At 58.2% G+C, this 21,752-nt stretch carries 27 protein-coding genes and 2 pseudogenes; 10 read left to right on the forward strand and 19 right to left on the reverse strand.

Annotated elements, in window-relative coordinates:
* Positions 1-18 precede the first annotated feature (18 nt).
* Positions 19-978, forward strand: coding sequence for a YeeE/YedE thiosulfate transporter family protein (locus tag SK35_RS26475; protein WP_004099025.1), 960 nt, complete (start codon positions 19-21; stop codon positions 976-978).
* A 38-nt stretch (positions 979-1,016) separates the two neighbouring features.
* Here the strand turns inward: SK35_RS26475 and SK35_RS26480 are convergent, their stop codons facing one another.
* Complete coding sequence (locus SK35_RS26480) at positions 1,017-1,376, reverse strand: DUF6314 family protein (RefSeq protein WP_166479491.1); 360 nt, start codon at positions 1,374-1,376, stop codon at positions 1,017-1,019.
* Between the two features lie 297 nt (positions 1,377-1,673).
* On the opposite strand from SK35_RS26480, the gene SK35_RS26485 reads away from it, so the two are divergent.
* Positions 1,674-2,162, forward strand: coding sequence for a YkgB family protein (locus SK35_RS26485; protein ID WP_004099027.1), 489 nt, complete (start codon positions 1,674-1,676; stop codon positions 2,160-2,162).
* A gap of 557 nt (positions 2,163-2,719) precedes the next feature.
* Positions 2,720-3,214 (forward strand): MarR family winged helix-turn-helix transcriptional regulator, encoded by a 495-nt coding sequence (locus SK35_RS26495; RefSeq protein WP_004099028.1) that lies wholly within the window; start codon positions 2,720-2,722, stop codon positions 3,212-3,214.
* Between the two features lie 396 nt (positions 3,215-3,610).
* Here SK35_RS26495 and SK35_RS26500 read toward each other — a convergent pair whose 3' ends face one another.
* The 3 genes from SK35_RS26500 to SK35_RS26510 all read right to left on the reverse strand — a co-directional run bounded on the left by SK35_RS26500 (position 3,611) and on the right by SK35_RS26510 (position 6,464).
* Positions 3,611-4,636 (reverse strand): zinc-binding alcohol dehydrogenase family protein, encoded by a 1,026-nt coding sequence (locus SK35_RS26500; protein ID WP_004357654.1) that lies wholly within the window; start codon positions 4,634-4,636, stop codon positions 3,611-3,613.
* Positions 4,636-5,124, reverse strand: a complete 489-nt coding sequence (gene msrA, locus SK35_RS26505; RefSeq protein WP_045269765.1) for a peptide-methionine (S)-S-oxide reductase MsrA — start codon at positions 5,122-5,124, stop codon at positions 4,636-4,638. Before msrA (SK35_RS26505) ends, SK35_RS26500 begins: the two co-directional genes overlap by 1 nt.
* Positions 5,125-5,231: 107 nt before the next feature.
* The gene (locus SK35_RS26510; RefSeq protein WP_004357650.1) at positions 5,232-6,464 is read right to left on the reverse strand and encodes a bifunctional alpha/beta hydrolase/OsmC family protein; all 1,233 of its coding nucleotides are present in this window, start codon (positions 6,462-6,464) and stop codon (positions 5,232-5,234) included.
* A gap of 228 nt (positions 6,465-6,692) precedes the next feature.
* On the opposite strand from SK35_RS26510, the gene SK35_RS26515 reads away from it, so the two are divergent.
* Positions 6,693-7,568 (forward strand): LysR family transcriptional regulator, encoded by an 876-nt coding sequence (locus SK35_RS26515; RefSeq protein ID WP_011191349.1) that lies wholly within the window; start codon positions 6,693-6,695, stop codon positions 7,566-7,568.
* Between the two features lie 145 nt (positions 7,569-7,713).
* Here the strand turns inward: SK35_RS26515 and SK35_RS26520 are convergent, their stop codons facing one another.
* A complete protein-coding gene (locus tag SK35_RS26520; RefSeq protein ID WP_032425611.1) occupies positions 7,714-8,745 on the reverse strand; it encodes an IS630-like element ISEc33 family transposase in 1,032 nt (343 codons plus the stop codon).
* 124 nt (positions 8,746-8,869) lie between these two features.
* Here SK35_RS26520 and msrB point away from each other — a divergent pair, with 124 nt between their 5' ends.
* The 3 genes and pseudogenes from msrB to SK35_RS26535 form a co-directional block, all read left to right on the forward strand.
* On the forward strand, positions 8,870-9,313 hold the full coding sequence (gene msrB, locus SK35_RS26525) for a peptide-methionine (R)-S-oxide reductase MsrB (protein WP_004099035.1): 444 nt from the start codon (positions 8,870-8,872) through the stop codon (positions 9,311-9,313).
* A 1-nt stretch (position 9,314) separates the two neighbouring features.
* Positions 9,315-9,854, forward strand: coding sequence for a peptide-methionine (S)-S-oxide reductase MsrA (gene msrA / locus SK35_RS26530; protein ID WP_004099036.1), 540 nt, complete (start codon positions 9,315-9,317; stop codon positions 9,852-9,854).
* Between the two features lie 132 nt (positions 9,855-9,986).
* Positions 9,987-10,688, forward strand: a pseudogene (locus SK35_RS26535) (glutathione S-transferase N-terminal domain-containing protein); the annotation flags it as partial.
* Positions 10,689-10,966: 278 nt separating this feature from the next.
* On the opposite strand, the pseudogene SK35_RS26540 reads toward SK35_RS26535, so the two are convergent.
* Positions 10,967-11,143: pseudogene (locus SK35_RS26540) on the reverse strand (IS110 family transposase); the annotation flags it as partial.
* A gap of 63 nt (positions 11,144-11,206) precedes the next feature.
* Between SK35_RS26540 and SK35_RS26545 the strand changes: the two are divergent.
* Positions 11,207-11,911 (forward strand): IS6-like element IS26 family transposase, encoded by a 705-nt coding sequence (locus SK35_RS26545; protein ID WP_001067855.1) that lies wholly within the window; start codon positions 11,207-11,209, stop codon positions 11,909-11,911.
* 217 nt (positions 11,912-12,128) lie between these two features.
* Here SK35_RS26545 and SK35_RS26550 read toward each other — a convergent pair whose 3' ends face one another.
* The 12 genes from SK35_RS26550 to SK35_RS26605 form a co-directional block, all read right to left on the reverse strand.
* Complete coding sequence (locus tag SK35_RS26550) at positions 12,129-12,701, reverse strand: hypothetical protein (protein WP_004099040.1); 573 nt, start codon at positions 12,699-12,701, stop codon at positions 12,129-12,131.
* A gap of 91 nt (positions 12,702-12,792) precedes the next feature.
* Entirely contained in the window at positions 12,793-13,761 is a 969-nt protein-coding gene (locus SK35_RS26555; protein WP_032640602.1) for a magnesium and cobalt transport protein CorA, read from the reverse strand.
* A gap of 36 nt (positions 13,762-13,797) precedes the next feature.
* A complete protein-coding gene (locus tag SK35_RS26560) occupies positions 13,798-14,355 on the reverse strand; it encodes a recombinase family protein (RefSeq protein ID WP_048216446.1) in 558 nt (185 codons plus the stop codon).
* Entirely contained in the window at positions 14,349-14,720 is a 372-nt protein-coding gene (locus SK35_RS26565; RefSeq protein ID WP_003100853.1) for a hypothetical protein, read from the reverse strand. Before SK35_RS26565 ends, SK35_RS26560 begins: the two co-directional genes overlap by 7 nt.
* Positions 14,717-15,217, reverse strand: a complete 501-nt coding sequence (locus tag SK35_RS26570) for a hypothetical protein (RefSeq protein WP_003100856.1) — start codon at positions 15,215-15,217, stop codon at positions 14,717-14,719. The genes SK35_RS26565 and SK35_RS26570 overlap by 4 nt, the downstream gene beginning before the upstream one ends.
* A complete protein-coding gene (locus SK35_RS26575; RefSeq protein WP_003100858.1) occupies positions 15,214-15,540 on the reverse strand; it encodes a hypothetical protein in 327 nt (108 codons plus the stop codon). The genes SK35_RS26570 and SK35_RS26575 overlap by 4 nt, the downstream gene beginning before the upstream one ends.
* 254 nt (positions 15,541-15,794) lie before the next feature.
* The gene (locus SK35_RS26580; RefSeq protein ID WP_000215515.1) at positions 15,795-16,151 is read right to left on the reverse strand and encodes a cupin domain-containing protein; all 357 of its coding nucleotides are present in this window, start codon (positions 16,149-16,151) and stop codon (positions 15,795-15,797) included.
* Entirely contained in the window at positions 16,141-16,542 is a 402-nt protein-coding gene (locus SK35_RS26585; protein ID WP_001293886.1) for a HepT-like ribonuclease domain-containing protein, read from the reverse strand. Before SK35_RS26585 ends, SK35_RS26580 begins: the two co-directional genes overlap by 11 nt.
* On the reverse strand, positions 16,539-16,829 hold the full coding sequence (locus SK35_RS26590) for a nucleotidyltransferase family protein (protein ID WP_001247892.1): 291 nt from the start codon (positions 16,827-16,829) through the stop codon (positions 16,539-16,541). Before SK35_RS26590 ends, SK35_RS26585 begins: the two co-directional genes overlap by 4 nt.
* Positions 16,830-16,996: 167 nt before the next feature.
* Positions 16,997-17,302, reverse strand: coding sequence for a PadR family transcriptional regulator (locus SK35_RS26595; protein ID WP_040110298.1), 306 nt, complete (start codon positions 17,300-17,302; stop codon positions 16,997-16,999).
* A 10-nt stretch (positions 17,303-17,312) separates the two neighbouring features.
* Positions 17,313-18,473, reverse strand: coding sequence for a chromate efflux transporter (chrA, locus tag SK35_RS26600; protein WP_048216447.1), 1,161 nt, complete (start codon positions 18,471-18,473; stop codon positions 17,313-17,315).
* 58 nt (positions 18,474-18,531) lie between these two features.
* Entirely contained in the window at positions 18,532-19,236 is a 705-nt protein-coding gene (locus SK35_RS26605; RefSeq protein WP_001067855.1) for an IS6-like element IS26 family transposase, read from the reverse strand.
* Here SK35_RS26605 and SK35_RS26610 point away from each other — a divergent pair.
* Together SK35_RS26610 and SK35_RS26615 are read left to right on the forward strand one after the other, a co-directional pair.
* The gene (locus SK35_RS26610; protein WP_251365203.1) at positions 19,227-19,760 is read left to right on the forward strand and encodes a recombinase family protein; all 534 of its coding nucleotides are present in this window, start codon (positions 19,227-19,229) and stop codon (positions 19,758-19,760) included. The two genes, SK35_RS26605 and SK35_RS26610, sit on opposite strands and share 10 nt — an antisense overlap.
* A gap of 131 nt (positions 19,761-19,891) precedes the next feature.
* A complete protein-coding gene (locus SK35_RS26615) occupies positions 19,892-20,224 on the forward strand; it encodes a DMT family transporter (protein WP_004118538.1) in 333 nt (110 codons plus the stop codon).
* 353 nt (positions 20,225-20,577) lie between these two features.
* Here SK35_RS26615 and nhaA read toward each other — a convergent pair whose 3' ends face one another.
* The gene (gene nhaA, locus SK35_RS26620; protein WP_011977829.1) at positions 20,578-21,726 is read right to left on the reverse strand and encodes a Na+/H+ antiporter NhaA; all 1,149 of its coding nucleotides are present in this window, start codon (positions 21,724-21,726) and stop codon (positions 20,578-20,580) included.
* Positions 21,727-21,752 lie beyond the last annotated feature (26 nt).

Below are 21,752 nucleotides of genomic sequence, written 5' to 3' on the forward strand. Positions count from 1 at the left end.
TCAGGCAGGCTTGAAATAATGGGATCGTTTGCGCTCGAACTTCTTCTATGCGTACTTGCCTTCGGGTTCGGATATGCGGCGAACCAAGGCGGAACCTGTTTAGTGGTGGCCGCTCATGAGTTACACAGAAGACAGCCGCCGAAAATGTTCGTCGGATTTCTCGCAGCGTCGGCAGCGGCAGGCCTGGTTGCGGTCCCGATAGTCTGGACGGGAACACTGGGCGCAACACTCGCACCCTCGACCAGCATCAATTTCCTCCTGCTCATCGGCGCCATCGCCTTCGGCCTCGGCGCACTCATTAATGACACATGCCTGCTCGGATCGCTGGCGCGGCTTGGGGATGGGGAGATGCGACTTCTAGCTCTACCCTTGGGATTAACGATTGGTATCTTGGCTGCCGACCATGGCAGGTTCGGCTACGATTCAACATGGCCAAGCTTAATCTCCAAACCGAGCGCAACAGGCCTCGTTACTCTCCTAGCCTTCCTAGTTGTGCTCGTGCTGGCACTCGTTTTCGTTTCCACGAAGAGCGTTCTGCGAACAAAGCCGGGTTGGTCGTTCGGCGCTTCGATGATTGGACTCGGTATCACTGGCGGACTTCTATATGCACTCTCGCCGGCCTGGACCTTCGCAGACGTGATTCAACGCGCCCTTCCTCTCAGAATGTCCCCGGCCGGCGAGGTCGCGCTCACTGCGGTGATCTCTTCGATCGCAGGCGCCCTAACCGCCTCCTTTCGCCAAGGCAATCTGCGTCTCCAACTGCCGACAGCCAATGGCATTCTGCGATCTGTCGTCGGCGGCACATTGATGGGTATCGGCATCGCGCTCATACCCGGCGGGAATGATGGGTTGATCCTCGCAGCGGTTCCGACTCTTTCACCTGGTGGGATAGTCGCCTACCTTCTGATGACGACGACAATCGTCTTCGGATTTGCAGCGCGTGGTAAGTTATTCCGGCGCTGCCTTTCACGGCCATGATAAGGGCAACAGAGGACTTGCCCTCCTGACATGAGCATTTATCCCGACCGGGAATATCGGCTGACTAGCTCGTATGCCTTTGCAGGCCCTTGGACCATGATGACCACTTCAAAGGCCGCCGGCCCCAGAATCCTGTAGGTTGCATGGTAGGTGTCGTCTCCGCAGGCATAGACGCCACTCGCTTCCAACCCGGTATCCGTCCGCGAGAAACTCAAGCTGAGGAACTGCGTCCCGATATGAGGTCCGTCTGCGAACTCGACGACAACACTGTCCTCGCTCAAGCGATAGCGATACTGCCGGCACGCGGAGAATACTCTGCCATCTGCCAGTGAGAGAATGCCGCTCTCTCGATAAGCGAGCGCGCCTTCGCCGATCGCTGCTACGATTTCGGTGGGCATGGTTATCTCGTCCAGGGCCGCGTCCATCCGTACAGGCTGGACGTTTGCCAACGGGCTATAGGCCCACCCGGAGCGCCAGCCCCATCAAGTCAAAATCCCGCAAAGGTCGCGCGTTTGCTGGGTAAAGGCATCGCCGATGAGGATGGCTTCGTGAGGCAGCGAAGCGCGAGCCAGCCGCTCGACATATCTCGCTTATTAGTATATGGTATATGCGTCGCGCATATACTGCAACGCCTGCCCGAAGCACGTAGACGACGTTCGTGACGTTCCCACGGGACCACTGTTGAGGAATTTTAGATGAGCATTTTCGACCGTTATGAATTTCTTGTCCCCGAGCACGGTCGGAGGGATCTTGGCCTGCTTAGATGGGCTCTCGTGATCGTATTTCTGTGGTTCGGCGCGATGAAGTTCACAGCGTACGAGGCCTATGGTATCGCCCCGTTTATCGAACACAGCCCGATCATGAATTGGCTCGGCATGTTCGGGACGCAGGGGCAAAGCTATTTCATCGGCGTTATCGAGTTATCGACCGGTCTCGTTCTGATCCTTGGTGCATTTCGTCCACTCTTCTCTGCGCTAGGCGCACTAATGTCAGCAGCGACCTATCTGATCACGCTGACCTTTTTCATCACCACTCCAGGTGTCGCGGAGCAGACTGCCGGCGGCTTTCCTGCGATTTCGGCTGCACCAGGGCAGTTTCTACTGAAGGACGCAGTTCTGCTAGCGGCGTCCCTCGTGCTGCTGCGTGCTTCGGTCCGCCACAGAGGGGCGCTTGTGCTCTCGTGACTGTGGTCCTCTCGTGACGGCGGGCGTGCAAATCCTGCAGAACCTCCGCGGGGCATGGATGCTCCGTCGCGATATCGAGCCCGGAGGCGCTCAGCTGCATGGCGACGCGGTCTTCGCCCGTTTCGCCGCAATCCCCGACGTCGTGGAGCACGGACTGTTCCTCAATGGGATTGATACAATCGTGATCGCGCGCGGTGACACGATGGAAGTGCGACGCCGGGGGCAAGCTAGGTCTCGCTGATCTGCACCTGCGCGGCCTGGATGACAGCGCTGACGCGGAGTGATTCTCGGGCGCGACCTACGGCGATTCCGAGCGAAAAGGCTTGCCCTATAGCCGCCAGGTATCAACGGTTCCGCGGCCTTAACGAGCCGGACCCGTTTTTTTCGGCGCGCTCGATCAGTCGAAATCCTCCGAAACCCTTCTAAAACAGGACATTTTCCACAAGCCGCGCGGAGGAAGAGGACCACGGTATGGCTTGCTGTCTATGCTCCGCGCACATATAGATGTGGCAATGGATGGACCTCGAGATCGAAACATTTTCGGGGCGTTCGCACTCATGATCAGCGACGACATCGTTCGCGCTAGTTCATCGCGGGCGCCGGAAGCTGGACCCGCCGCCTCAGCGCTGGCGTTGCTCGCGCACAAGCCCGGGCTCTCGATCCGTATGCTTGCGATCGGGGTGGGCCTTTCACATGCTGGAACTGTTCGCCTGGTGGATAGATTGGTAAGCGAGGGATTGATCGAGCGTAGGGAGCATTCGACAGACGGGCGCGCGCGATCCCTCTATCTTACTCCAACTGGCAAGGTCGCGAGCGACGAGGTCCTGGCCTCGCGCGATCAAGTGATTGCCGAAGGGCTATCGATCCTTAATCCAGACGAACTGAAAACCTTATCGGACATCGCTGAACGCGTTCTCCGAAATCGCTTGGAAAACCTCGAGCAGTCATACCGCATCTGCCGCTTGTGCTGCTACGAGGGCTGCACGAACTGCCCCGTCGATGCCGAATTGCATGAGCGAGGTGTGGACCGCGAGAAGAACGACGACGCGTAGGAGACTCGCAATTGCGGCAGCTCAACGCTGCTCAGATGGCGGGGCTTCATAATGTCAGCGAGCCTACCATCAGCCGCATTCTTTTGGCTACGCGTCAAGCCGGCCGATCGGGCATGGCGGTCTCATTCTAATATGTCGGTGATCGCCCCACTTTTAGCCGCTCAATTGATCGGAACGCGGTTTCGGAAGCGGCCGTTCAAACCACTCGCTGCATTCCCATTTCTCTATGTCCGATAGGTAGTTTCGGGGAAAAGCAGTCGGGAACAGGTTTCGGGAACGCATGCTCCGGCAGGAGCGCAGCGCGCGTCCCAAACGCGTTTTCCCGGTAGAGCTTCCCAATCGGCAAAGTGCGGGCCACCTCAGACTGCGAACGCGAAAAACCGCCTGGCTGGTCACTCAAGGCAGGGTAACGACGATTTTCGCTGCGGATACACCCGCCTTCAGGGCTTCCAAGGCAGCCTGGAGCATTTCAAGGCCCTGGCCCACGATCTTCGCCGGAGGGGCGGGGACGAACGTGCGCGCCGCGAGAGCCTGCGGCAGGAATTCGCGGTAGATCATTGGACCAACCTCGTCATCCTTGAGGCTCGTCCCGGAGATGTGCGTCGCCTCGACTCCAAATGAACGCTCGTCGGGCGGGGCCAGCGTCGCTGCCACCCGGCGCGAGCCCTCGCATCTCGCAACTACGGCAAAACAGTCTTTCATGTGACCGGTCGCGTGAAGCGTTCCAGCGAGACTGCGCCCGCGCATTGCCTCAATCACGTCTTCCACGATGGCTGGACTCGAGTGGTCAAGAACCTCGCTTGCACCCAGCTCCTTCAACAGGCCGACGTTGCGCGCCGAAGCGGTGGCGACGCACCTGTAGCCCGACGCCACCGCGAGCTGGATGGCGTTGCAGCCAACGCTCGACGATCCACCCCAGACCAGAACGACCTCTGGACGCGCGGTCGGCGAGTGTAACGGTGGCGCGAGAGCCAACTGTGTCCGTCCGTAGAGCCCGCTTGCGGCGGTGCCAAGGCCAAGCGGGAGGACTGCCGCATCAGCGAAGGCAATGTTGTTGGGGATCGGCGCCGCCATGTGGTCCAGCACGATCGTGTGGTGCTGGAACGCACCCTGCGCAGGTTGATTTACGGTTGTCCCGACCGCCTGTCCGATGACTCGATCGCCGACCTTGAACCGCTCGACCGCGCCACCGACCGCCGCGACCTCACCGGAGACGTCGCTGCCGAGAATCGCGGGATAGTCGAGCCATGGCAAAAGCGCGACGTCCTGCAGAATCCAGTCGAGTGGGTTGATCGCGATGGCCGCGTTGCGGATCAATATCTCGTTCGCCGCCAGATGCGGCAGAGCGGTGACACCGATCCTCAGTGGCTGCCCCGGCGCTTTCTGCCAGGCGGCCTGATTAGTCACGGTTTCGGTCATCATCAACTCTTTCTGTCAAGTATTACAGCTGGGCGTTCGTCTGAGCGGTCCAACCGCCAGGTCGGGCGCACGAAGTGGCAGCTATAGCCCCCAGGATAGCGCACCAGGTATTCTTGGTGCTCTGGCTCCGCCTCCCAAAAGGGTTCTTCTGGGTTGATCTCCGACACGACCGGGCCTGGCCAGCTTCCTGATGCCTCGATTTCCGCGATGGTTGTGAGGGCGACTTCCTTCTGCACTTCGGTGGTGTAGAAAATCGCCGATCGATAGCTCGGACCGACATCGCTGCCTTGTTGCTCGTAGGTCGTGGGGTCATGTATCTGGAAGAAGAGTTCCAAGAGCGAGCGATAGGCGAGAACGGAAGGGTCGAAGGTCACTTCCACTGCTTCCGCATGGCCGTAATGTCTCGCGTAGGTCGGATCAGGCATTTCTCCGCCTGTGTAACCGACACGCGTCGAAATGACTCCCCTGGCTCGGCGCAGCAAATCCTCCATGCCCCAGAAGCAGCCGCCTGCGAGAATTGCTCGCTCTGTCGCGGCCGCCCTATTGCCGGTAGGCGATTGGCTCACAGTCCGTTCGCCCTCCTCCGTGTGCGCCACGGTCAAGCCAGCCTCGCGGGATCCGCAGCCTGACTGGCGCTCAAGAGCTCGGTCTGCACGTCCGAACCCCGGATGAGACTCAGATCGACGGGACACCGATCAGCGATCGCGAGGATCCGAGCGCGCTGATCATCACTCAGCGGCCCATCGAGGACAATGGTGCGGGTGAACCGGTCGGGTGGCATCATGTCCGGCACCTTCTCGTGCTGCACGGTCGTGCTCGCCCGTTCGAGCGGAAAGCCCTTGCGGTTCGCATAGAGACGCATCGTCATCACCGTGCAGGCTGCGAGGCCGGCAGATACGAGTTCGTAGGGAGATAGTCCGGTCCCGAGGCCACCGACCGATGCTGGCTCGTCGGCGAACAGAGTGTGCTCGCCGCTGCGGACCTTGAGCTGGAACGTCCCTGCAAGAGTTTCGGTGGAGACGACGCCCTCCGCAACCTCGACCTGCGGAAGATCCGCGCTGAGTGGTGGGAGAAAGCGGCTCGCCCAAACCGCCACCATGGCCGCGGCGTAGTTCGCGTCCGCGACGTCGGTGAGAAGGTGATCCGCGTTGTCGAGCGAGATGAAGCTTTTAGGGTGCCTGGACGCGACGAAGATGCGCGACGCGTGGTCGATGCCGACCACCTGATCCAGCGGAGAGTGCATGACCAGCACCGGCCGTCGCAGGGAGGCAATGGCCTTCTCGACGTCGATCCCCTCAACCGCCTCAAGGAACCCTCGGCGAATGAGGAAGGGCCTACCGGCAATCTCCACCGAGGCCTCGCCCTCGCTCGCGATGGTGTCCAGATCATTCGGTCCGAAGAGGCGCAAGATATGCTGAAGGTCGGCCGGCGCACCAATCGTCGCTACCGCCGCAATATCAGGCATGTCGGCGGCGGCTACGATCGCAGCGGTGCCACCCAGGCTGTGCCCGACGAGGAGGGACGGTGACATGCCCGCCGCCGCCATCGCATTTGCGGCGGCCCGAAGGTCCTCGACGTCCGACGCGAAGTTCACAGGTTCTCCCGTCCCACCGCCGATCCCGGTCCCGGCGAAATCGAACCTCAAGACCCCGATGCCCGCACGCGACAGCGCGCGCGAGATGTGAACAGCGGCGCGACTGTCTTTCCCGCACGTGAAGCAGTGGGCGAAGATCGCCCAGCCCCGCGGCGTCCCTTCCGGCGGTTCGAGGTGCCCGGACAGCGGAGAGCCAGCCCCACTGACAAACGTAAATGATCTTCCTGCCATGTCCATCAAACCTCCAGCACGCGGCTTGGCGGTTGCGCTCTCAGAACCTTCGACGGAGCTGAGCGGAGCGCACCGCCAACCGGTAATCGTCATCTCAGGCTATCATTTATATGTCTGGCGCATATAGACAAGCCCCTATACCATGATTATATGCGCCAAGCATACTTCTGCGACCTGCTTTCCAAAGGCGGTCTCACGGAAGAGGTATCAGTCAGGCGCGTGGGCCAAAGGACTATGGAACTCAATCAAGTCAGCTATTTCATCAACTTGGCCGAGACGCTGAATTTCACAGCGGCCGCTCGCTTGAGCGGTGTGTCACAGCCAAGTCTGACCCGCGCGATCCGCCGCTTGGAAGATGAGCTTGGCGGGCCGCTGATCTATCGCGACGGGAAGAACAGCCGCCTGACTGGCCTTGGCCATGACGTCGAGGCAGAATTCCGGCGCATGGTGGTCGCGATGAAGAGCGTTCGCAATCACTCGGAGCACTGGGCGATGGGGGGGCACCGCGTGCTGGATGTCGCCGTCGCGCCCACCGTCGGACCAAAGGAATTTACGGCATTCTTCGAGAGCGCATTGGCGGAGATGCCATCCATCGAAATCAAGCTGCACTCGCTCCAGTCGAACGAGGACACATCGGAGGTGCTTTCAGGAAAATACCACGCGTGCATCATGCCGCGTGAAACAAGACCGGAACGCAAGCTGGATGTGCATCCTCTATTTCGGGAGCGCTTCGTGCTCGGCTGTTCTGCAAACCATCCCTTGGCTGCCAACGAGATCGTGCGCGGCGAAGACCTGCTCGAGTTTCCTTTCGTCGATCGCCTGAAATGCGAGTTTCGCGATCGGATCCTCGATCACTTCGCGCGACGGGACTTGCTCATGCGACCTCGCTTTCGATCAGATCGCGAGGACTGGGTGCAACGGGTCGTCGCTGACGGCCACGCCATATGCATTCTTCCGGAACGATCGCCGACCGTGCAAGGCCTCGTCACTCGGCCGATCGACGGATTTGTCTTGGAGCGCGAAGTCGTGATCGCGACAGTATCCGGCTCCACGGCAACGGTCGAGATACGGAACATCGCGCAGCTGGCAGCCCGGTATGAGTGGAACTGAATCACGACGTGAAGAGCTTCGGCGCTATGGAAACTATACGCGCAGCGTATTGGATAAATCTGGGGCGCACTGCGATAGTCGGCGCAATGACTGCAAAGATAAATGACAGTGTGTCGAGCTCTCTAAATAGCTGCGCCTAATACCGCTACACTTTTGCCTGACCATGTTTTCCTCCGGGGAATGGGCTGGCGGTTTCCATAAAATGGCGGACCTTTTTCAGTAACTGCCACATTGAGCGGCACTGATGATTACGGGTTATCGTGTCATGAAGTGCCTGCCATAGCCGTTCCACATGATTCACCCACGGCGAGTAAACCGGCTGGTAAATTACCCTGAACTTGGGATTTGCTTTCAACCAGCGCTGTGTTTCGCGGCTTTTATGGATAATGTAGTTATCAACGATCAGCGTGATTGTTTTCGCCCGCCGGTAAGTGGCTTTCAGGTGCTTCAGCAGAGCGATAAACAGCGCTGAACTTTTGCTGTTGCCGCCCACGTAGCTGACTTTACCCGTGCCACTGTGCAGTGCGCCGGCCAGATAGTATTTTTCGTTCTGCCCCGGCGTCACTACCCGTTTCTGCTGTCCGCGCAACTGCCAGTCCGCACCGATTTTAGGATTAAGGTGGATATCCACTTCATCTTCATAAAATACCGGATGCTCTGCGCTGCATTCATCCAGCGCTTTGTGGATTACCGCCATCTTTTCATCTTTATGTGGGTCACGGATACGCAGAGTTGGCGCGGCCCTGCGCCATACAAGCCCCGCAGATGGCAACCAGCGGCGAACGGTTCCTGCATGTAACTGGCAACCGGTTATCTCATTGATTTTTAATGCCAGTAATTCGGTGCTCCAGCGTGAACGTTGATAACCAAAATCGCCGGGAGAATGCTTTATCAGCTCACGTAACAGGGTGCAGATATGTTCAAAAGGCCAGCGTCGGGAGCGCCCTGCGGGTAAGGATTTCAGGCCTTCAATACCTGAGTGCGTAAACCAGTTAATCCAGCGACCAACGGATGAACGAGCACAACAGAGAGTTCTGGCAACATCGCTGACCCGTTCACCCCGATGAAGCATCAGCATGGCCGTGAGTCTGCGGGCATGATTTTTATCGCGCGTTTTATGAATAGCTTTCTGCATCAGGCGTCGTTCGCCACGGGGTATTGGTGCTATGATCGGCATCGCTCAGTCCGGTTGGTGGTTTTGGTTGGTTTGGCGATTGATCAGATCGCACAATCCGGGCTGAGTTCCCTTTCAGTGATCTACTATTCCGCGCATCTATTTAGATTAATTATTGGAGACTATCATGAAGTTTGAGAAGTCACAGGCAGCAGTTGACCGCCTGACCCCCGAGCAACGCCGGATTACCCAGGATTCGGGGACCGAAAGGCCCTTCACGGGTGAGCACAACGACAACAAGGAGCCTGGCATCTACGTCGACATAGTGTCGGGAGAGCCGCTGTTCGCTTCAACGGACAAGTTCGATTCGGGTACTGGCTGGCCCAGCTTCACCAAGCCGATCGTTCCGGCAAACGTGAACGAGGTGCGGGACAGTGCACACGGCATGGTCCGGACGGAGGTCAGGTCGGTACACGCCGACAGCCATCTGGGCCACGTTTTCCCGGACGGTCCTTCCGACCGCGGCGGTCTGCGCTACTGCATCAACTCTGCGTCCCTTCGCTTCATCCCGCGCGACGAGATGGAGTCCGAGGGATACGGTGAATATCTCGATCAAGTAGAGGAGGCTTAACATGCATCAGCGCGCTGTTCTCGCAGGAGGATGTTTCTGGGGCATGCAGGATCTGATCCGCAAGCGGCCCGGCATCATCTCGACCCGTGTGGGTTACACGGGCGGCGATATTCCGAACGCCACGTATCGTAATCACGGCACGCATGCCGAGGGGATCGAGATTGTCTTCGACCCGACAGTGACGAGCTACCGGCACATCCTGGAATTCTTCTTCCAGATCCACGATCCGACGACGCTGAACCGCCAGGGCAATGATCGTGGGCTCTCCTACCGGTCGGGCATCTATTATGTCGACGAGGAGCAGAAGCGCGTCGCCGAGGATACGATCGCCGATGTGGATGCCTCGGGGCTGTGGGATGGCAAAGTGGTGACCGAGGTCCAGCCGGTCGGCGAGTTCTGGGAGGCCGAGCCCGATCACCAGGATTATCTGGAGAAGCGGCCGGGCGGCTACACCTGCCACTTCGTCCGTCCCGACTGGGTTCTTCCAAAGCGGCATGAGGCCGGCGATGTGAGCCCTGCGGCCGGGGCTGCAGCGGAATAGGCTTCGCTGCCGTTAGTGCCGCGCCGATCCGGTTCGCAACCTCCGACGACCGCGTCAATCGACGCGGTCGTCGAACCCGGCCTTGAAGCAGATCATTCCATTCAGCCGCCGTCGCAGTGCCAGGATCCAGATATGACAGACCTCTCCTCCTTTCCCATCACGCAGCGCTGGCCAGCATCTTATCCGGATCGCTTGCAACTATACGCGGCCCCCACGCCCAACGGCGTCAAGGTCTCGATGATGCTGGAGGAGACTGGCCTGCCGTATGAGCCCCACTTCGTCGACATCTCGAACAACGAGTCGAAGGATCCAGCGTTCGTGTCGTTGAATCCCAACGGCCGCATACCCGCGATCATCGATCCGGCTGGCCCTGACGGCCAGCCCATTGGCATATGGGAAACCGGTGCGATCCTCATCTATCTGGCCGACAAGACGGGGCAGCTCATCTCAACAACACCCGCCCAGCGGTACGAGACTCTGGCCTGGGTGTTCTTTCAGGTGTCGGGCGTTGGGCCGACCTTCGGACAGCTAGGCTTTTTCCTGCGATTTGCCGGCAAGGACTATGAGGACAAGCGACCTCGGCAGCGCTTTGTTGATGAATCCAGGCGTCTTCTCGGGGTCCTGGATCACCGGCTGGAGGGCCGCGAATGGATTGTCGATGATTACTCGATCGCGGACATTGCGACGTTTGGCTGGGTGAATGCGCTGGTCGAATTCTACGCAGCGGGCGACATCCTCGGCCTAAGCAGCTATTCGAACGTGCAGGCATGGCTCGAACGCGGGCTGGCGCGACCGGCTGTACAGCGTGGCCTGCGAATTCCTGCGAGGCCTGCATGGGGTCGTCTCAGAAAACGGAATCTATGGTCACTCCCGTTTTTGCAACACCGATTTTGACGACAAGTTGGCTTGCTTGAATCTATCCGGCGTCTGAATGGGATTTTATTCCCGCGCCTTGATGAGTTCCGCGCCTGATGAACCTCCAGAAAATATACGGCTTCAATGAGCCTTTCCGTTTTACAGGTTCCTCAACAGGCCGGTGGGCCGTTAGTATCATCAATATCAGTATTCGCAAAACCAGATCAGTAATTCTTTAAACCGGTGTATTTCTGCCGTTATGCTACATAAGTTTGCTGTCGTGCCGTTAGGGCCCAGGCTATTCTGGCCAGCTTGTTTGCCAGAGCACAAGTGACGACAAAGTTGCTTTTCCGGCACAGTAAATCCCTGACCCAATCGGCCAATTTGCCAGACTGGTGTTCCAGTTTTTGTATGAATACCCTGGCACATTGAACGGCACTGTTGCAAATAGTCGGTGGTGATAAACTTATCATCCCCTTTTGCTGATGGAGCTGCACATGAACCCATTCAAAGGCCGGCATTTTCAGCGTGACATCATTCTGTGGGCCGTACGCTGGTACTGCAAATACGGCATCAGTTACCGTGAGCTGCAGGAGATGCTGGCTGAACGCGGAGTGAATGTCGATCACTCCACGATTTACCGCTGGGTTCAGCGTTATGCGCCTGAAATGGAAAAACGGCTGCGCTGGTACTGGCGTAACCCTTCCGATCTTTGCCCGTGGCACATGGATGAAACCTACGTGAAGGTCAATGGCCGCTGGGCGTATCTGTACCGGGCCGTCGACAGCCGGGGCCGCACTGTCGATTTTTATCTCTCCTCCCGTCGTAACAGCAAAGCTGCATACCGGTTTCTGGGTAAAATCCTCAACAACGTGAAGAAGTGGCAGATCCCGCGATTCATCAACACGGATAAAGCGCCCGCCTATGGTCGCGCGCTTGCTCTGCTCAAACGCGAAGGCCGGTGCCCGTCTGACGTTGAACACCGACAGATTAAGTACCGGAACAACGTGATTGAATGCGATCATGGCAAACTGAAACGGATAATCGGCGCCACGCTGGGATTTAAATCCATGAAGACGGCTTACGCCACCATCAAAGGTATTGAGGTGATGCGTGCACTACGCAAAGGCCAGGCCTCAGCATTTTATTATGGTGATCCCCTGGGCGAAATGCGCCTGGTAAGCAGAGTTTTTGAAATGTAAGGCCTTTGAATAAGACAAAAGGCTGCCTCATCGCTAACTTTGCAACAGTGCCGTTTTCGCGAGCGCTGTGCAACGCTGCTGTCTCCAGCAAGAGCATAGTTTCTCGTATGTGGTCCTTGTTCCAGTCCATAATCACCTCCTAATTTTCGATGTTCTTAAAGTTCAGCCTGCAGATGTGTGGGCCAGGAAGGCCAGCCTTTCCGGCTAAGCGACACCGCTATTCGTCGCTGATGACGTCTTCGCCCTGGTATGGAACCCTGATCAGCCGAGGATCTCGAATGATGCTCGTGACGAGCCAGACATATTCCTGCTCGGCGGTATCGAAGCCGAGGATGCTGAAGGATTGGCCGAAAGGGCATGGCGGGAAGTCTGGAAAGCCCTCGCGCAGAACGTAACGCTCGGGATCGCTGTGAAACTCGCTCTTGTAGACTTTCCGTAGTCCGTGCTTGCTCGGCGCGTCCTGGTCACCTGCCGGTGCTGTTTCCCGATGCGCCACAAGGCGCTCGGACAAGTCGCGGGGGCAGATTTCGTGGAACACGTCGAAGGCGTCGATCAACAGGCCTTTATGCTCTGTCGCCGGATCGGTGATCGCGTAGATGTTGGAGGCATCTTCGCCGTCGTCCCCGCTCTCGAGGCGCAACGCCGCATCGACGCGAATGCTGCATGCATCGAGGGTTGACCCTAGTTCGAGATCGACGAGATTGCCGTCCTTGACGCGGTATTCGCGGTCATAGCCTTTGGCGATGAATGACTGGACTGCTTCTAGAACGTCGGTCACCTGGGAGGTCATGGAAGCACCTTCATCTTGAACTGGATTGGACACGCTCGCGCACAAAGCGCGCTGTGACTCGGCGGACGGAGAAGCTCGCGAAGTGCGTTACTCATAGCCACTTGGCCTTCTTGAAGCGCATGAATAGGAGAAGGCAGAACACCGCTATCACTCCGAGCACGACGAAGTAGCCATATGGCGTGTCCAGTTCCGGCATGTGCTTGAAGTTCATGCCATATATTCCGGCGATCGCCGTCGGGACCGCCAAGATCGCCGCCCAGGCCGCGAGCTGGCGAGTGACCACACCGATCCTTTGCGCTTCCAGAAGGCTGCTGGCCTCGAAGACCGTGGACAGGACAAGCAGGAGGCCGTCGACCATGGACTGCACGCGGTGGACATGGTCCGCGACGTCGTGGAAATATGGTGTCATTTCGGCGCTGATGCAGGGAAAGTGGCCGCGAACGAGCTTTCGCACCAGCTCGGCCATAGCCCCGAGCGTGCGCTGGAACCGCGTGAGTTCGGACCTTAGTTCGAAGATTCGCGCCACCTCTTCTGGCTCGAGGAAATCGTGCAGCGACCGTCGCTCCATCGCCAGGACGTCGTCCTCGATCATTTCGAAGATGGGCAGATACTGGTCGACCACTCGGTGCAAGATCGCGTGCAGCACATAGTCGACACCCTTGCCGAACTGCGTCGGCGATGCCTCGAGTTGCTCCCGAAGTTTGCCCAGCGCTCCGGCATTGCCGTGCCGCACGGTGATAAGGTGATTGTGACCGGTGAAGATCGCCATCTTGCCGTAGCTGATCCGGTCGCCGACCAGCTCGGCGGTCTGGGCGACGACGTACAACTCATCGTTGTAGACCTCGAGCTTGGGCGGGCACAGCGGGTGCATGGCGTTGTCGATCGCCAAAGGATGGAGGTTATACGTCGTCTGGATCGCGCTGAGTTCGTCTGCGGTGGGCTCGCTAAGCGCGATCCAGCAGAAGCCCGAGCGATTCTCGTTTAGTTCGACGTGCTCATCGAGCCTGATTTCACGGACTCGCTTACCTTCGTTGTAATAATATGCGGCGATAATGGTCATGCAGGGGTCGTCTCAGAAAACGGAAAATAAAGCACGCTAAGCGTGCGTGGAGGCTGGCACCCAGCGGTACAGCGTCGGAATGGACACGCCGAGGTTCTTGGCCACGTCCTTGGGCGGCACCCCGCTGGCCAGCAGCTTCTTGGCCGACTCGATCTTGCTGTCGGTCATCTTCGGCTTGCGGCCGCCTTTGCGGCCGAGCTGCTTGGCGACTTCCAGCCCGGCGCGGGTGCGCTCGACGGTCAGCTCGCGCTCCATTTCGGCAAGGCTCGCCATGACGTGGAAGAAGAACCGCCCGGATGGTGTGCCGGTGTCGATGGAGTCGGTGAGGCTCCTGAACTGGACACCGTGCTTGTGCAGATCGCCGACCAGATCGACCAGTTGCTTGACCGACCGGCCCAGCCGGTCGAGCTTCCAGACGACCAAAGTATCGCCTTCGCGCAGCATTTCGAGCGTCTTGGCCAAGCCAGGCCGGTCTGCCCGCGTGCCACTCACCTTGTCCTCGAAGACCTTTTTACATCCGGCCTTGCTCAAGGCTTCGCGTTGCAGCTCCAGGTTCTGATCCTGCTTCGAGACGCGCGCATAGCCAATCAACATGGCTTGTCTCGCGCCCGGTCGATGCGTTCCTGCATCGCCTGCATCACTTCTTCGTGGGTGTACGATCTGGCGTTGGCGTCGGTGGCTTGCCGCAGGGCTTCCTCAACCTCGCGCGTCATCCGCTCGTAATCCTCCGGCCACAGCGCTTGCTCCATGCGCAGCGACGCCTGACCCAGCAGGTGCAGCAGGCTGAACAGCCGCATGTCGTTGGTGGCGACGATGCGCTCCCGAATCTGCTCCTGAATAGCTTCGCTAGCCCGATGCGCTTGTGGTGTGGCAGTCCCCTCGTAGTCAGCGGGGAATTCCGCTTCCTCGGCAATCCTTGCCCAGGCGCTGGCCAGCGCCTCGATGGTTGACGTGCTCATTTCCGCCGCTCCTGTGCTCTTTGGCGAATCAACCGGCCAAGGGGCCTCGACGCGAAAACCAGCAGCATCACGCCTATCGGATACCAGGTCGAGAAGACCACCAAGGCATCGAAGGCTGGCCGTCCGGTGTTGGTAGGCAGTACGGCGGTCACAGCCATCAACCCGCCGACCGTCCAGATGATGCGCCACACGTAGGGCATCACGCGGGGCACGTAGCCGTCATCGAAAGCGGTCTGGTAGTAGCGGCGCAGGCCGCGCTCGGCAAGCGCCTGGCGCTGCCGCTCCGACAGCGCATCCGTCCGGCCATACCAGCGCCGGAATGGTGGACAGCGCAGCAGCAAAGGGGTGAAGAGGATCATCACCGCCACGATCGCGACACCCCACGCCATGACGGCGCCGGCATCGGGCCGCTTGGCGTTCTCGATCACGGGCGCGAAGACGCCCGGAGCACCGATCATCCAGAACAGCGCAATGTGCTGATGGAAGGAGAGCTTCATTTGCTCATCCACTTGCGCAGCAGGCGCTTTTTCAGGGAGGCGCGTTCTTGCGGGTTGCGTCCCTTGTGATTGGCGATGCGATCCGCCGTGGCGGCCTGGCGCTTGACGGGCCAGTAGGAGCGGCCATCCTTGCCCATCGACCAGACGCTGCTGGCCTGGTTTTCCAGCAGGGGCAGATGGGCGCTCAGGGCTTCGGGCGACGCGCTGGTCAGCGCCGTGCGCTCACGGGTGCGCCAGCGCTGATGCCAGAGCTTCTTGTCCTCGCGCTCGCTGCCGCAGGTCGTGTGCCCGACGATGGGTGTTTTGCGGCGGCTGCGGCTCATAACGTAGTGGTCTCCAAGAACATTCAGGACTGATCCCAGGCGTCGATGGTCAAGACCTGATCGGCAGGACAGGCGGCTACGCGGTCGGGAACTGGATGGTGTTCAGTCTCATGCCGACCCCATTCGATTGATCGCGTCGCTTGCGGCACGCTGCGACGCAAGGAGGTTTGCGACCTGGTTTAGCAGCCGTGTCCGCTGCATGTCTGTTACCTATCTCCCCGACCGCTCATTGGACCAACTCCAGAGATTGGGCTCTATCGCTCAGCCAATACGAAACCGGCATTGGCTGATGCCACAACCGAGACTAACACAAATGGCTCGGTACCTGTATTTCGCGCCCCGTGCACTTGGCCCGGTCTTGCCACGGCTATCTCACCTTCCCTGAGGGCACGAACAATCCCATTGCCCTGAAAGTAATCAGCCATTCCCGACAAAACAGTCCACGTGTCTTGGCCGTGAGGATGAATGTGAGCCGCAATTTCCTGCCCGGGATGGACATGCCAAACCACGATAATTGAGTCTCGGGTTTCAAGCACAACGGAACGAATAGGCTCGCCTTCGGACGGCTGAACATACTCGGCTACAGAAAATATTCTCGATTCAACAGTCATCGGAGATCCCTCTTTCACAGTTGTCGTTACGGTCTTCATCGTCGGCATCCTGACGCACGGCGGGCAATTGCTGGAGCAACGCCGGCAGCCATTCCTGTACCGTCTCCCACACCACATCGAGGTTGATGTCGAAATAGCCGTGAGCCATGCGATTACGCATATTGCGCATGCTGCGCCACGGCACGTCGGCATGCGCCTGGGTGAACTCGACGTAGCCATCCATCACCTTTGTGGCCGCCTCGCCGATGACGATCAGGCTCATGATGACGGCCTGCTGGGTGCGCTTGTCGGCCAAGAAGTCGTCCTTGGCCATCCCTTCCACGAAGCTGCGCGCATCGGTTGCGGCCTGCTGAATGTGGTCGAGGTAATCGGGCAGGCGGTTCTCGCTCATATCGGTTGCGCCTCCGCGAGCACCTTGGCCCGGAACTTCGGCGGCAGGTCGCCGGGAGTCAGCAGATCGACGTCAACGCCGAGCAGCGATTTCAGTTCTTCTTCCAAATCGCCCAAGTCCAACAACGTGGCACCGGGCAGCGCATCGACCAACAGGTCGAGGTCGCTGCCATCCCGGTCGGTGCCATGCAGCACCGAGCCGAAGACGCGCGGGTTCGCGGCGCGAAAGCGGCCTACCGCTTCACGCACTGCGCTTCGCTTCATGTCAAGCACAACAGACGGTCGCATGCGCATCCTTTCTTATCGAAACTCGTTGAGATGATATGCAATCAAGAATAGAATTTCAAGAACTATTTTCGAGAATCGCAATGCCTTGATTCCCGTGCCGCGCTGTCACTTTCAGAAGGCGACTGCACGGACTATCAGAAGTCAACTGCACTACAACCATAAGCAAATCATTTGCCTTCAATCAGTTCGCCAAACAGCTCCTTGACCTTGGCTTTGGCATCGGTCAGCGCCACGCGGCCTTGCTCGGTGATCTCATACACCCGCCGATCCCGTCGACCGGTGCGCTCATGCCGTGAAGTGAGATAGCCCTTCTTTTCCAATCCGTGCAGCATCGGATACAAGGTGCCTGCGCTGATCTCGTAACCGTGGTGTCGCAATTCCTCGATGATGCCGAGGCCGAAGATGGGTTCTTCGGCTGCGTGATGCAGGATGTGCAAACGGATCAATCCACCGTAAAGGTCTTTGTCGGTCACGCTCGGAACCTCACAGGGTCACGCTCAACAACCAGCCCGCGACACCACTACCAACTACGACTAGCCACGGCGGCAGCTTCCAGAACATCAGGGCAACTAATGCCACAAGGGCCAAGCCGAAGTCTTGCGGTGCATGAATCGCGCTCGTCCATACCGGTTGATAGAGGGCTGCCAGCAGCAGGCCAACCACGGCCGCGTTGATGCCCAACAACGCCGCTTGCGTGCGGGAGTTGCGGCGCAGACGTTCCCAAAACGGCAACGCACCCACGACCAGCAGGAAGGACGGCGCGAAGATCGCAAGCAGGCAGACCAAGCCACCAAACCAGCCGGAGGGTGCCTGGTTCATCGAAGCACCGAGAAACGCCGCAAAGGTGAACAAGGGGCCAGGAACCGCCTGCGCGGCACCGTAGCCTGCCAGAAATGCGTCATTGCTGACCCAGCCGGAAGGCACCACTTCGGCTTGCAACAGCGGGAGCACGACGTGCCCGCCACCAAAGACCAGTGATCCAGCCCGGTAAAAGGCATCCACCATCGACAGCGTCTGGTTCGGGAATGTGGCGGTCAACAACGGCAACCCCATCAGCAGCGCAAAGAACAGCGTCAGCCAGAACAATCCAACGCGACGCCGGATGGCAATTGGCAATGGATCATGCGCTGCCCCCTGCTGAGGTTTGAATAGCAACAGACCTATGACCGCTGCAATGGCGATAACCCCCACCTGCCCCAAGGTGGACGGCACCAAAAGAACAAAGCAGGTTGCCGCCGCCATGATGGTGATGCGCGGTGCGTCTGGACAGAGATTGCGAGCCATTCCCCATACGGCTTGCACGACCACCGCCACGGCGACCACCTTCAATCCATGCAGTACGCCAGACGGCATCGCATCCCCGTAGCTGGCAATGCCCAGCGCAAACAGGATCAGCGCAATCGCTGAAGGCAGCGTGAAACCAGCCCACGCAGCCAACGCCCCGGCATAGCCGGATCGTGACAGCCCAATTGCGATGCCAACCTGACTGCTGGCCGGCCCCGGCAGGAATTGGCAGAGGGCGACCAAATCTGCATAGCTGCGCTCGGTCAACCACTGCCGTCGCGTCACGAACTCATCGCGGAAGTAGCCCAAATGGGCAATCGGGCCGCCGAAAGAGGTCAGGCCCAATCGGAGAAAGACCAGAAAAACGGCACTGTTGCAAAGTTAGCGATGAGGCAGCCTTTTGTCTTATTCAAAGGCCTTACATTTCAAAAACTCTGCTTACCAGGCGCATTTCGCCCAGGGGATCACCATAATAAAATGCTGAGGCCTGGCCTTTGCGTAGTGCACGCATCACCTCAATACCTTTGATGGTGGCGTAAGCCGTCTTCATGGATTTAAATCCCAGCGTGGCGCCGATTATCCGTTTCAGTTTGCCATGATCGCATTCAATCACGTTGTTCCGGTACTTAATCTGTCGGTGTTCAACGTCAGACGGGCACCGGCCTTCGCGTTTGAGCAGAGCAAGCGCGCGACCATAGGCGGGCGCTTTATCCGTGTTGATGAATCGCGGGATCTGCCACTTCTTCACGTTGTTGAGGATTTTACCCAGAAACCGGTATGCAGCTTTGCTGTTACGACGGGAGGAGAGATAAAAATCGACAGTGCGGCCCCGGCTGTCGACGGCCCGGTACAGATACGCCCAGCGGCCATTGACCTTCACGTAGGTTTCATCCATGTGCCACGGGCAAAGATCGGAAGGGTTACGCCAGTACCAGCGCAGCCGTTTTTCCATTTCAGGCGCATAACGCTGAACCCAGCGGTAAATCGTGGAGTGATCGACATTCACTCCGCGTTCAGCCAGCATCTCCTGCAGCTCACGGTAACTGATGCCGTATTTGCAGTACCAGCGTACGGCCCACAGAATGATGTCACGCTGAAAATGCCGGCCTTTGAATGGGTTCATGTGCAGCTCCATCAGCAAAAGGGGATGATAAGTTTATCACCACCGACTATTTGCAACAGTGCCTTTTTACTGACATGATGTCGGGCGCCACGGACGAACGTGAAGGGTTACAACGGCTGCTTGCCCGTGCCGAAAAAGATGACATTATCATGTGTACCAAAATGGACCGGCTTGGCCGCAACACAGCGGATATGATCCACATTGTTGATGCCTGCTATAAAAAGGGAATAGCCATCCGGTTTCTGGAGAATGGACTGAGTACTGAAGGCACGATGGGTAAAATGGTCATTCAGATCCTTGCTGCCGTTGCTGAAGCTGAGCGGGAGCGGATCCTGGAGCGCACAAACGAAGGCCGGGTCATCGCCATGGCGGCAGGCGTCAGGTTTGGACGGAAACCTCATCACAAATCGGCCGCCGCACTGGAGCTTATCCGGCACGAAACGCCCATTAAACTGGTGATGGAGAAAACCGGCATATCCAGGGCCACCTATTTCAGGTTAAAAAAACTGGGCCCAGGCAGTTAACCCGACGCAGGCAGCGATTTTTTCCTGTGCCGGAAAGGGTTTCGCGGTTGATGCTGATGATCCCCTGCTTAAAAACAGAGTTAACATTGCCCACAATATTGCTGGTTTTGATGAGCCGTTAAAGGAGTTTTATGAATGGATGGATGTATCTGGTGATTGCCGGCATAGCCGAAGTCTTTTATGCCGCGTCAATGCTCCGGACTGAGGGATTTACCCGGATCTACCCCAGTATTTTTTGCCTGACATTTATCGGTGTGAGCATGTACTTTTTGTCCCTGGCAACACGGACTATTCCTGTAGGAACCGCTTATGCGGTCTGGGTCGGGATTGGTGCTTTAGGGACAGCAGCGTACGGAATAATTTACTTAAATGAAGATAAGGGCCTGTTACGCATTGCCTGTTTCGGACTGATTCTGGCGGGTATCATTGGCCTGAAAATTCTGGCAGGACACAAGCAGCTGTAGGTTCTCATCCATAAACAGAACTCCGGGGGCATTCTGATTTTAGACATCAGCATGCCTCTCCCTTTCCCCTTTTTGAAATGGGACATTACCCGCTACATTAATAACAGGCGAGAGAACCGACATAACCGGGGGCGGCCAGGAAAAGTTGCCATGATTGACAAAAAGACTGCTTTTTGTTTGTACCTGCATGATTAACGGTGCGAATTTTTTCGGCAAACTATAAATGCGGGCACCAGTGTGATGATAAGCACCTGAATAAATGCCGACGGTAATGAAGGTGGCCCTGTTGATTAATAAGTTTGCAGGGAAATAAAAATCCCCGTCATCACGGGGATTTTCCGGACCCGAATGCGTTACCGGGAAGGATGCGAAGGAGAAAAGCGCAGTATCAGCATACCCGCCAGTGCTGCCAGTACAGAGCCGGCAAGTACCCCCACCTTGACCTCGTCCACCAACAGGGGGCTTTCTGCAAACGCCAGGTTGCCGATAAACAGGCTCATGGTAAACCCTATTCCGCACAGGACCGATACGCCGTAAACCTGCAGCCAGGTACTTTTTTCAGGCCGTTTTGCCAGGCCCAGGCTGACGGCCAGCAGCGACAGGCCGAAAATGCCCGCCTGCTTGCCAACAAACAGGCCCAGCGCAACGCCGACCGGTACCGGCGACATCAGGTCATCAGCCGTCATACCGGAGAGCGCGACCCCCGCATTTGCGAAGCCAAACAGCGGCAGTATCAGAAACGTCACCCACGGATTGATGCCGTGCTCCAGCCGGGCAAGAGGGGATTGTTTATCCGGATCGGTTACCCGCAGCGGGATAAAGAGCGCCAGCAGGATACCCGCGATGGTGGCGTGCACCCCGGACTGAAGCATGAAAAACCACAGCACGCCCCCCGCCAGCAGATAGGGAAACAGCCGGGTAATCCCGGCACGGTTCATGATAAACAGCAGAGCAACCGTGACCGCCGCACCGGCCAGCATCAGAAACGAAATATTACTGGTATAGAAGAGCGCAATAATAGCCACTGCGCCCATGTCGTCCAGAATAGCCAGCGCCGACAGGAAAATTTTCAGCGAGGCAGGTACGCGACTGCCCAGCAGTGCCAGTACCCCGAGCGCAAAGGCAATGTCCGTGGCGGCAGGAATTGCCCAGCCAGCGAGGGTTTCATCGCTGCCCGCATTAAACCATACGTAAATGGCCGCAGGCACGGCCATCCCGCCCAGCGCGGCAAATCCCGGCAGCGCGCGCTGGCCCCAGGTGGCAAGCTGACCGGTGAGAAGCTCGCGCTTGATTTCCAGGCCGACCATCATGAAGAACACGGCCATCAGGGCGTCGTTTATCCAGTGCTCAACGGAGAGGCCGGCGGCGTTGTATTTCAGGAATACCTCATATCCCTCCCTGAGCGGAGAGTTAGCCACGATGATAGCGGCTGCTGAGGCGATGATGAGCACGATGCCGCCGGCTGCGGGCGAGCTGAAAAATGCAGATGGCACTTCTGACATCCTCTTTTTATTTCTGTCTGGGATTT

Origin of the sequence: Citrobacter sp. MGH105, assembly GCF_001037485.2 — a bacterium.
Classification (GTDB): Bacteria; Pseudomonadota; Gammaproteobacteria; order Enterobacterales; family Enterobacteriaceae; genus Citrobacter; species Citrobacter portucalensis.

Excerpts from the sequence above, each read along its gene's own strand:
- SK35_RS26475 (WP_004099025.1), top strand. The coding sequence starts at position 19 with ATGGGATCGTTTGCGCTCGAACTTCTTCTATGCGTACTTGCCTTCGGG.
- SK35_RS26480 (WP_166479491.1), bottom strand. The coding sequence starts at position 1,376 with ATGCCCACCGAAATCGTAGCAGCGATCGGCGAAGGCGCGCTCGCTTAT.
- SK35_RS26485 (WP_004099027.1), top strand. The coding sequence starts at position 1,674 with ATGAGCATTTTCGACCGTTATGAATTTCTTGTCCCCGAGCACGGTCGG.
- SK35_RS26495 (WP_004099028.1), top strand. The coding sequence starts at position 2,720 with ATGATCAGCGACGACATCGTTCGCGCTAGTTCATCGCGGGCGCCGGAA.
- SK35_RS26500 (WP_004357654.1), bottom strand. The coding sequence starts at position 4,636 with ATGATGACCGAAACCGTGACTAATCAGGCCGCCTGGCAGAAAGCGCCG.
- msrA (WP_045269765.1), bottom strand. The coding sequence starts at position 5,124 with ATGGAGGATTTGCTGCGCCGAGCCAGGGGAGTCATTTCGACGCGTGTC.
- SK35_RS26510 (WP_004357650.1), bottom strand. The coding sequence starts at position 6,464 with ATGGACATGGCAGGAAGATCATTTACGTTTGTCAGTGGGGCTGGCTCT.
- SK35_RS26515 (WP_011191349.1), top strand. The coding sequence starts at position 6,693 with ATGGAACTCAATCAAGTCAGCTATTTCATCAACTTGGCCGAGACGCTG.
- SK35_RS26520 (WP_032425611.1), bottom strand. The coding sequence starts at position 8,745 with ATGCCGATCATAGCACCAATACCCCGTGGCGAACGACGCCTGATGCAG.
- msrB (WP_004099035.1), top strand. The coding sequence starts at position 8,870 with ATGAAGTTTGAGAAGTCACAGGCAGCAGTTGACCGCCTGACCCCCGAG.
- msrA (WP_004099036.1), top strand. The coding sequence starts at position 9,315 with ATGCATCAGCGCGCTGTTCTCGCAGGAGGATGTTTCTGGGGCATGCAG.
- SK35_RS26545 (WP_001067855.1), top strand. The coding sequence starts at position 11,207 with ATGAACCCATTCAAAGGCCGGCATTTTCAGCGTGACATCATTCTGTGG.
- SK35_RS26550 (WP_004099040.1), bottom strand. The coding sequence starts at position 12,701 with ATGACCTCCCAGGTGACCGACGTTCTAGAAGCAGTCCAGTCATTCATC.
- SK35_RS26555 (WP_032640602.1), bottom strand. The coding sequence starts at position 13,761 with ATGACCATTATCGCCGCATATTATTACAACGAAGGTAAGCGAGTCCGT.
- SK35_RS26560 (WP_048216446.1), bottom strand. The coding sequence starts at position 14,355 with ATGTTGATTGGCTATGCGCGCGTCTCGAAGCAGGATCAGAACCTGGAG.
- SK35_RS26565 (WP_003100853.1), bottom strand. The coding sequence starts at position 14,720 with ATGAGCACGTCAACCATCGAGGCGCTGGCCAGCGCCTGGGCAAGGATT.
- SK35_RS26570 (WP_003100856.1), bottom strand. The coding sequence starts at position 15,217 with ATGAAGCTCTCCTTCCATCAGCACATTGCGCTGTTCTGGATGATCGGT.
- SK35_RS26575 (WP_003100858.1), bottom strand. The coding sequence starts at position 15,540 with ATGAGCCGCAGCCGCCGCAAAACACCCATCGTCGGGCACACGACCTGC.
- SK35_RS26580 (WP_000215515.1), bottom strand. The coding sequence starts at position 16,151 with ATGACTGTTGAATCGAGAATATTTTCTGTAGCCGAGTATGTTCAGCCG.
- SK35_RS26585 (WP_001293886.1), bottom strand. The coding sequence starts at position 16,542 with ATGAGCGAGAACCGCCTGCCCGATTACCTCGACCACATTCAGCAGGCC.
- SK35_RS26590 (WP_001247892.1), bottom strand. The coding sequence starts at position 16,829 with ATGCGACCGTCTGTTGTGCTTGACATGAAGCGAAGCGCAGTGCGTGAA.
- SK35_RS26610 (WP_251365203.1), top strand. The coding sequence starts at position 19,227 with ATGGGTTCATGTGCAGCTCCATCAGCAAAAGGGGATGATAAGTTTATC.
- SK35_RS26605 (WP_001067855.1), bottom strand. The coding sequence starts at position 19,236 with ATGAACCCATTCAAAGGCCGGCATTTTCAGCGTGACATCATTCTGTGG.
- SK35_RS26615 (WP_004118538.1), top strand. The coding sequence starts at position 19,892 with ATGAATGGATGGATGTATCTGGTGATTGCCGGCATAGCCGAAGTCTTT.
- nhaA (WP_011977829.1), bottom strand. The coding sequence starts at position 21,726 with ATGTCAGAAGTGCCATCTGCATTTTTCAGCTCGCCCGCAGCCGGCGGC.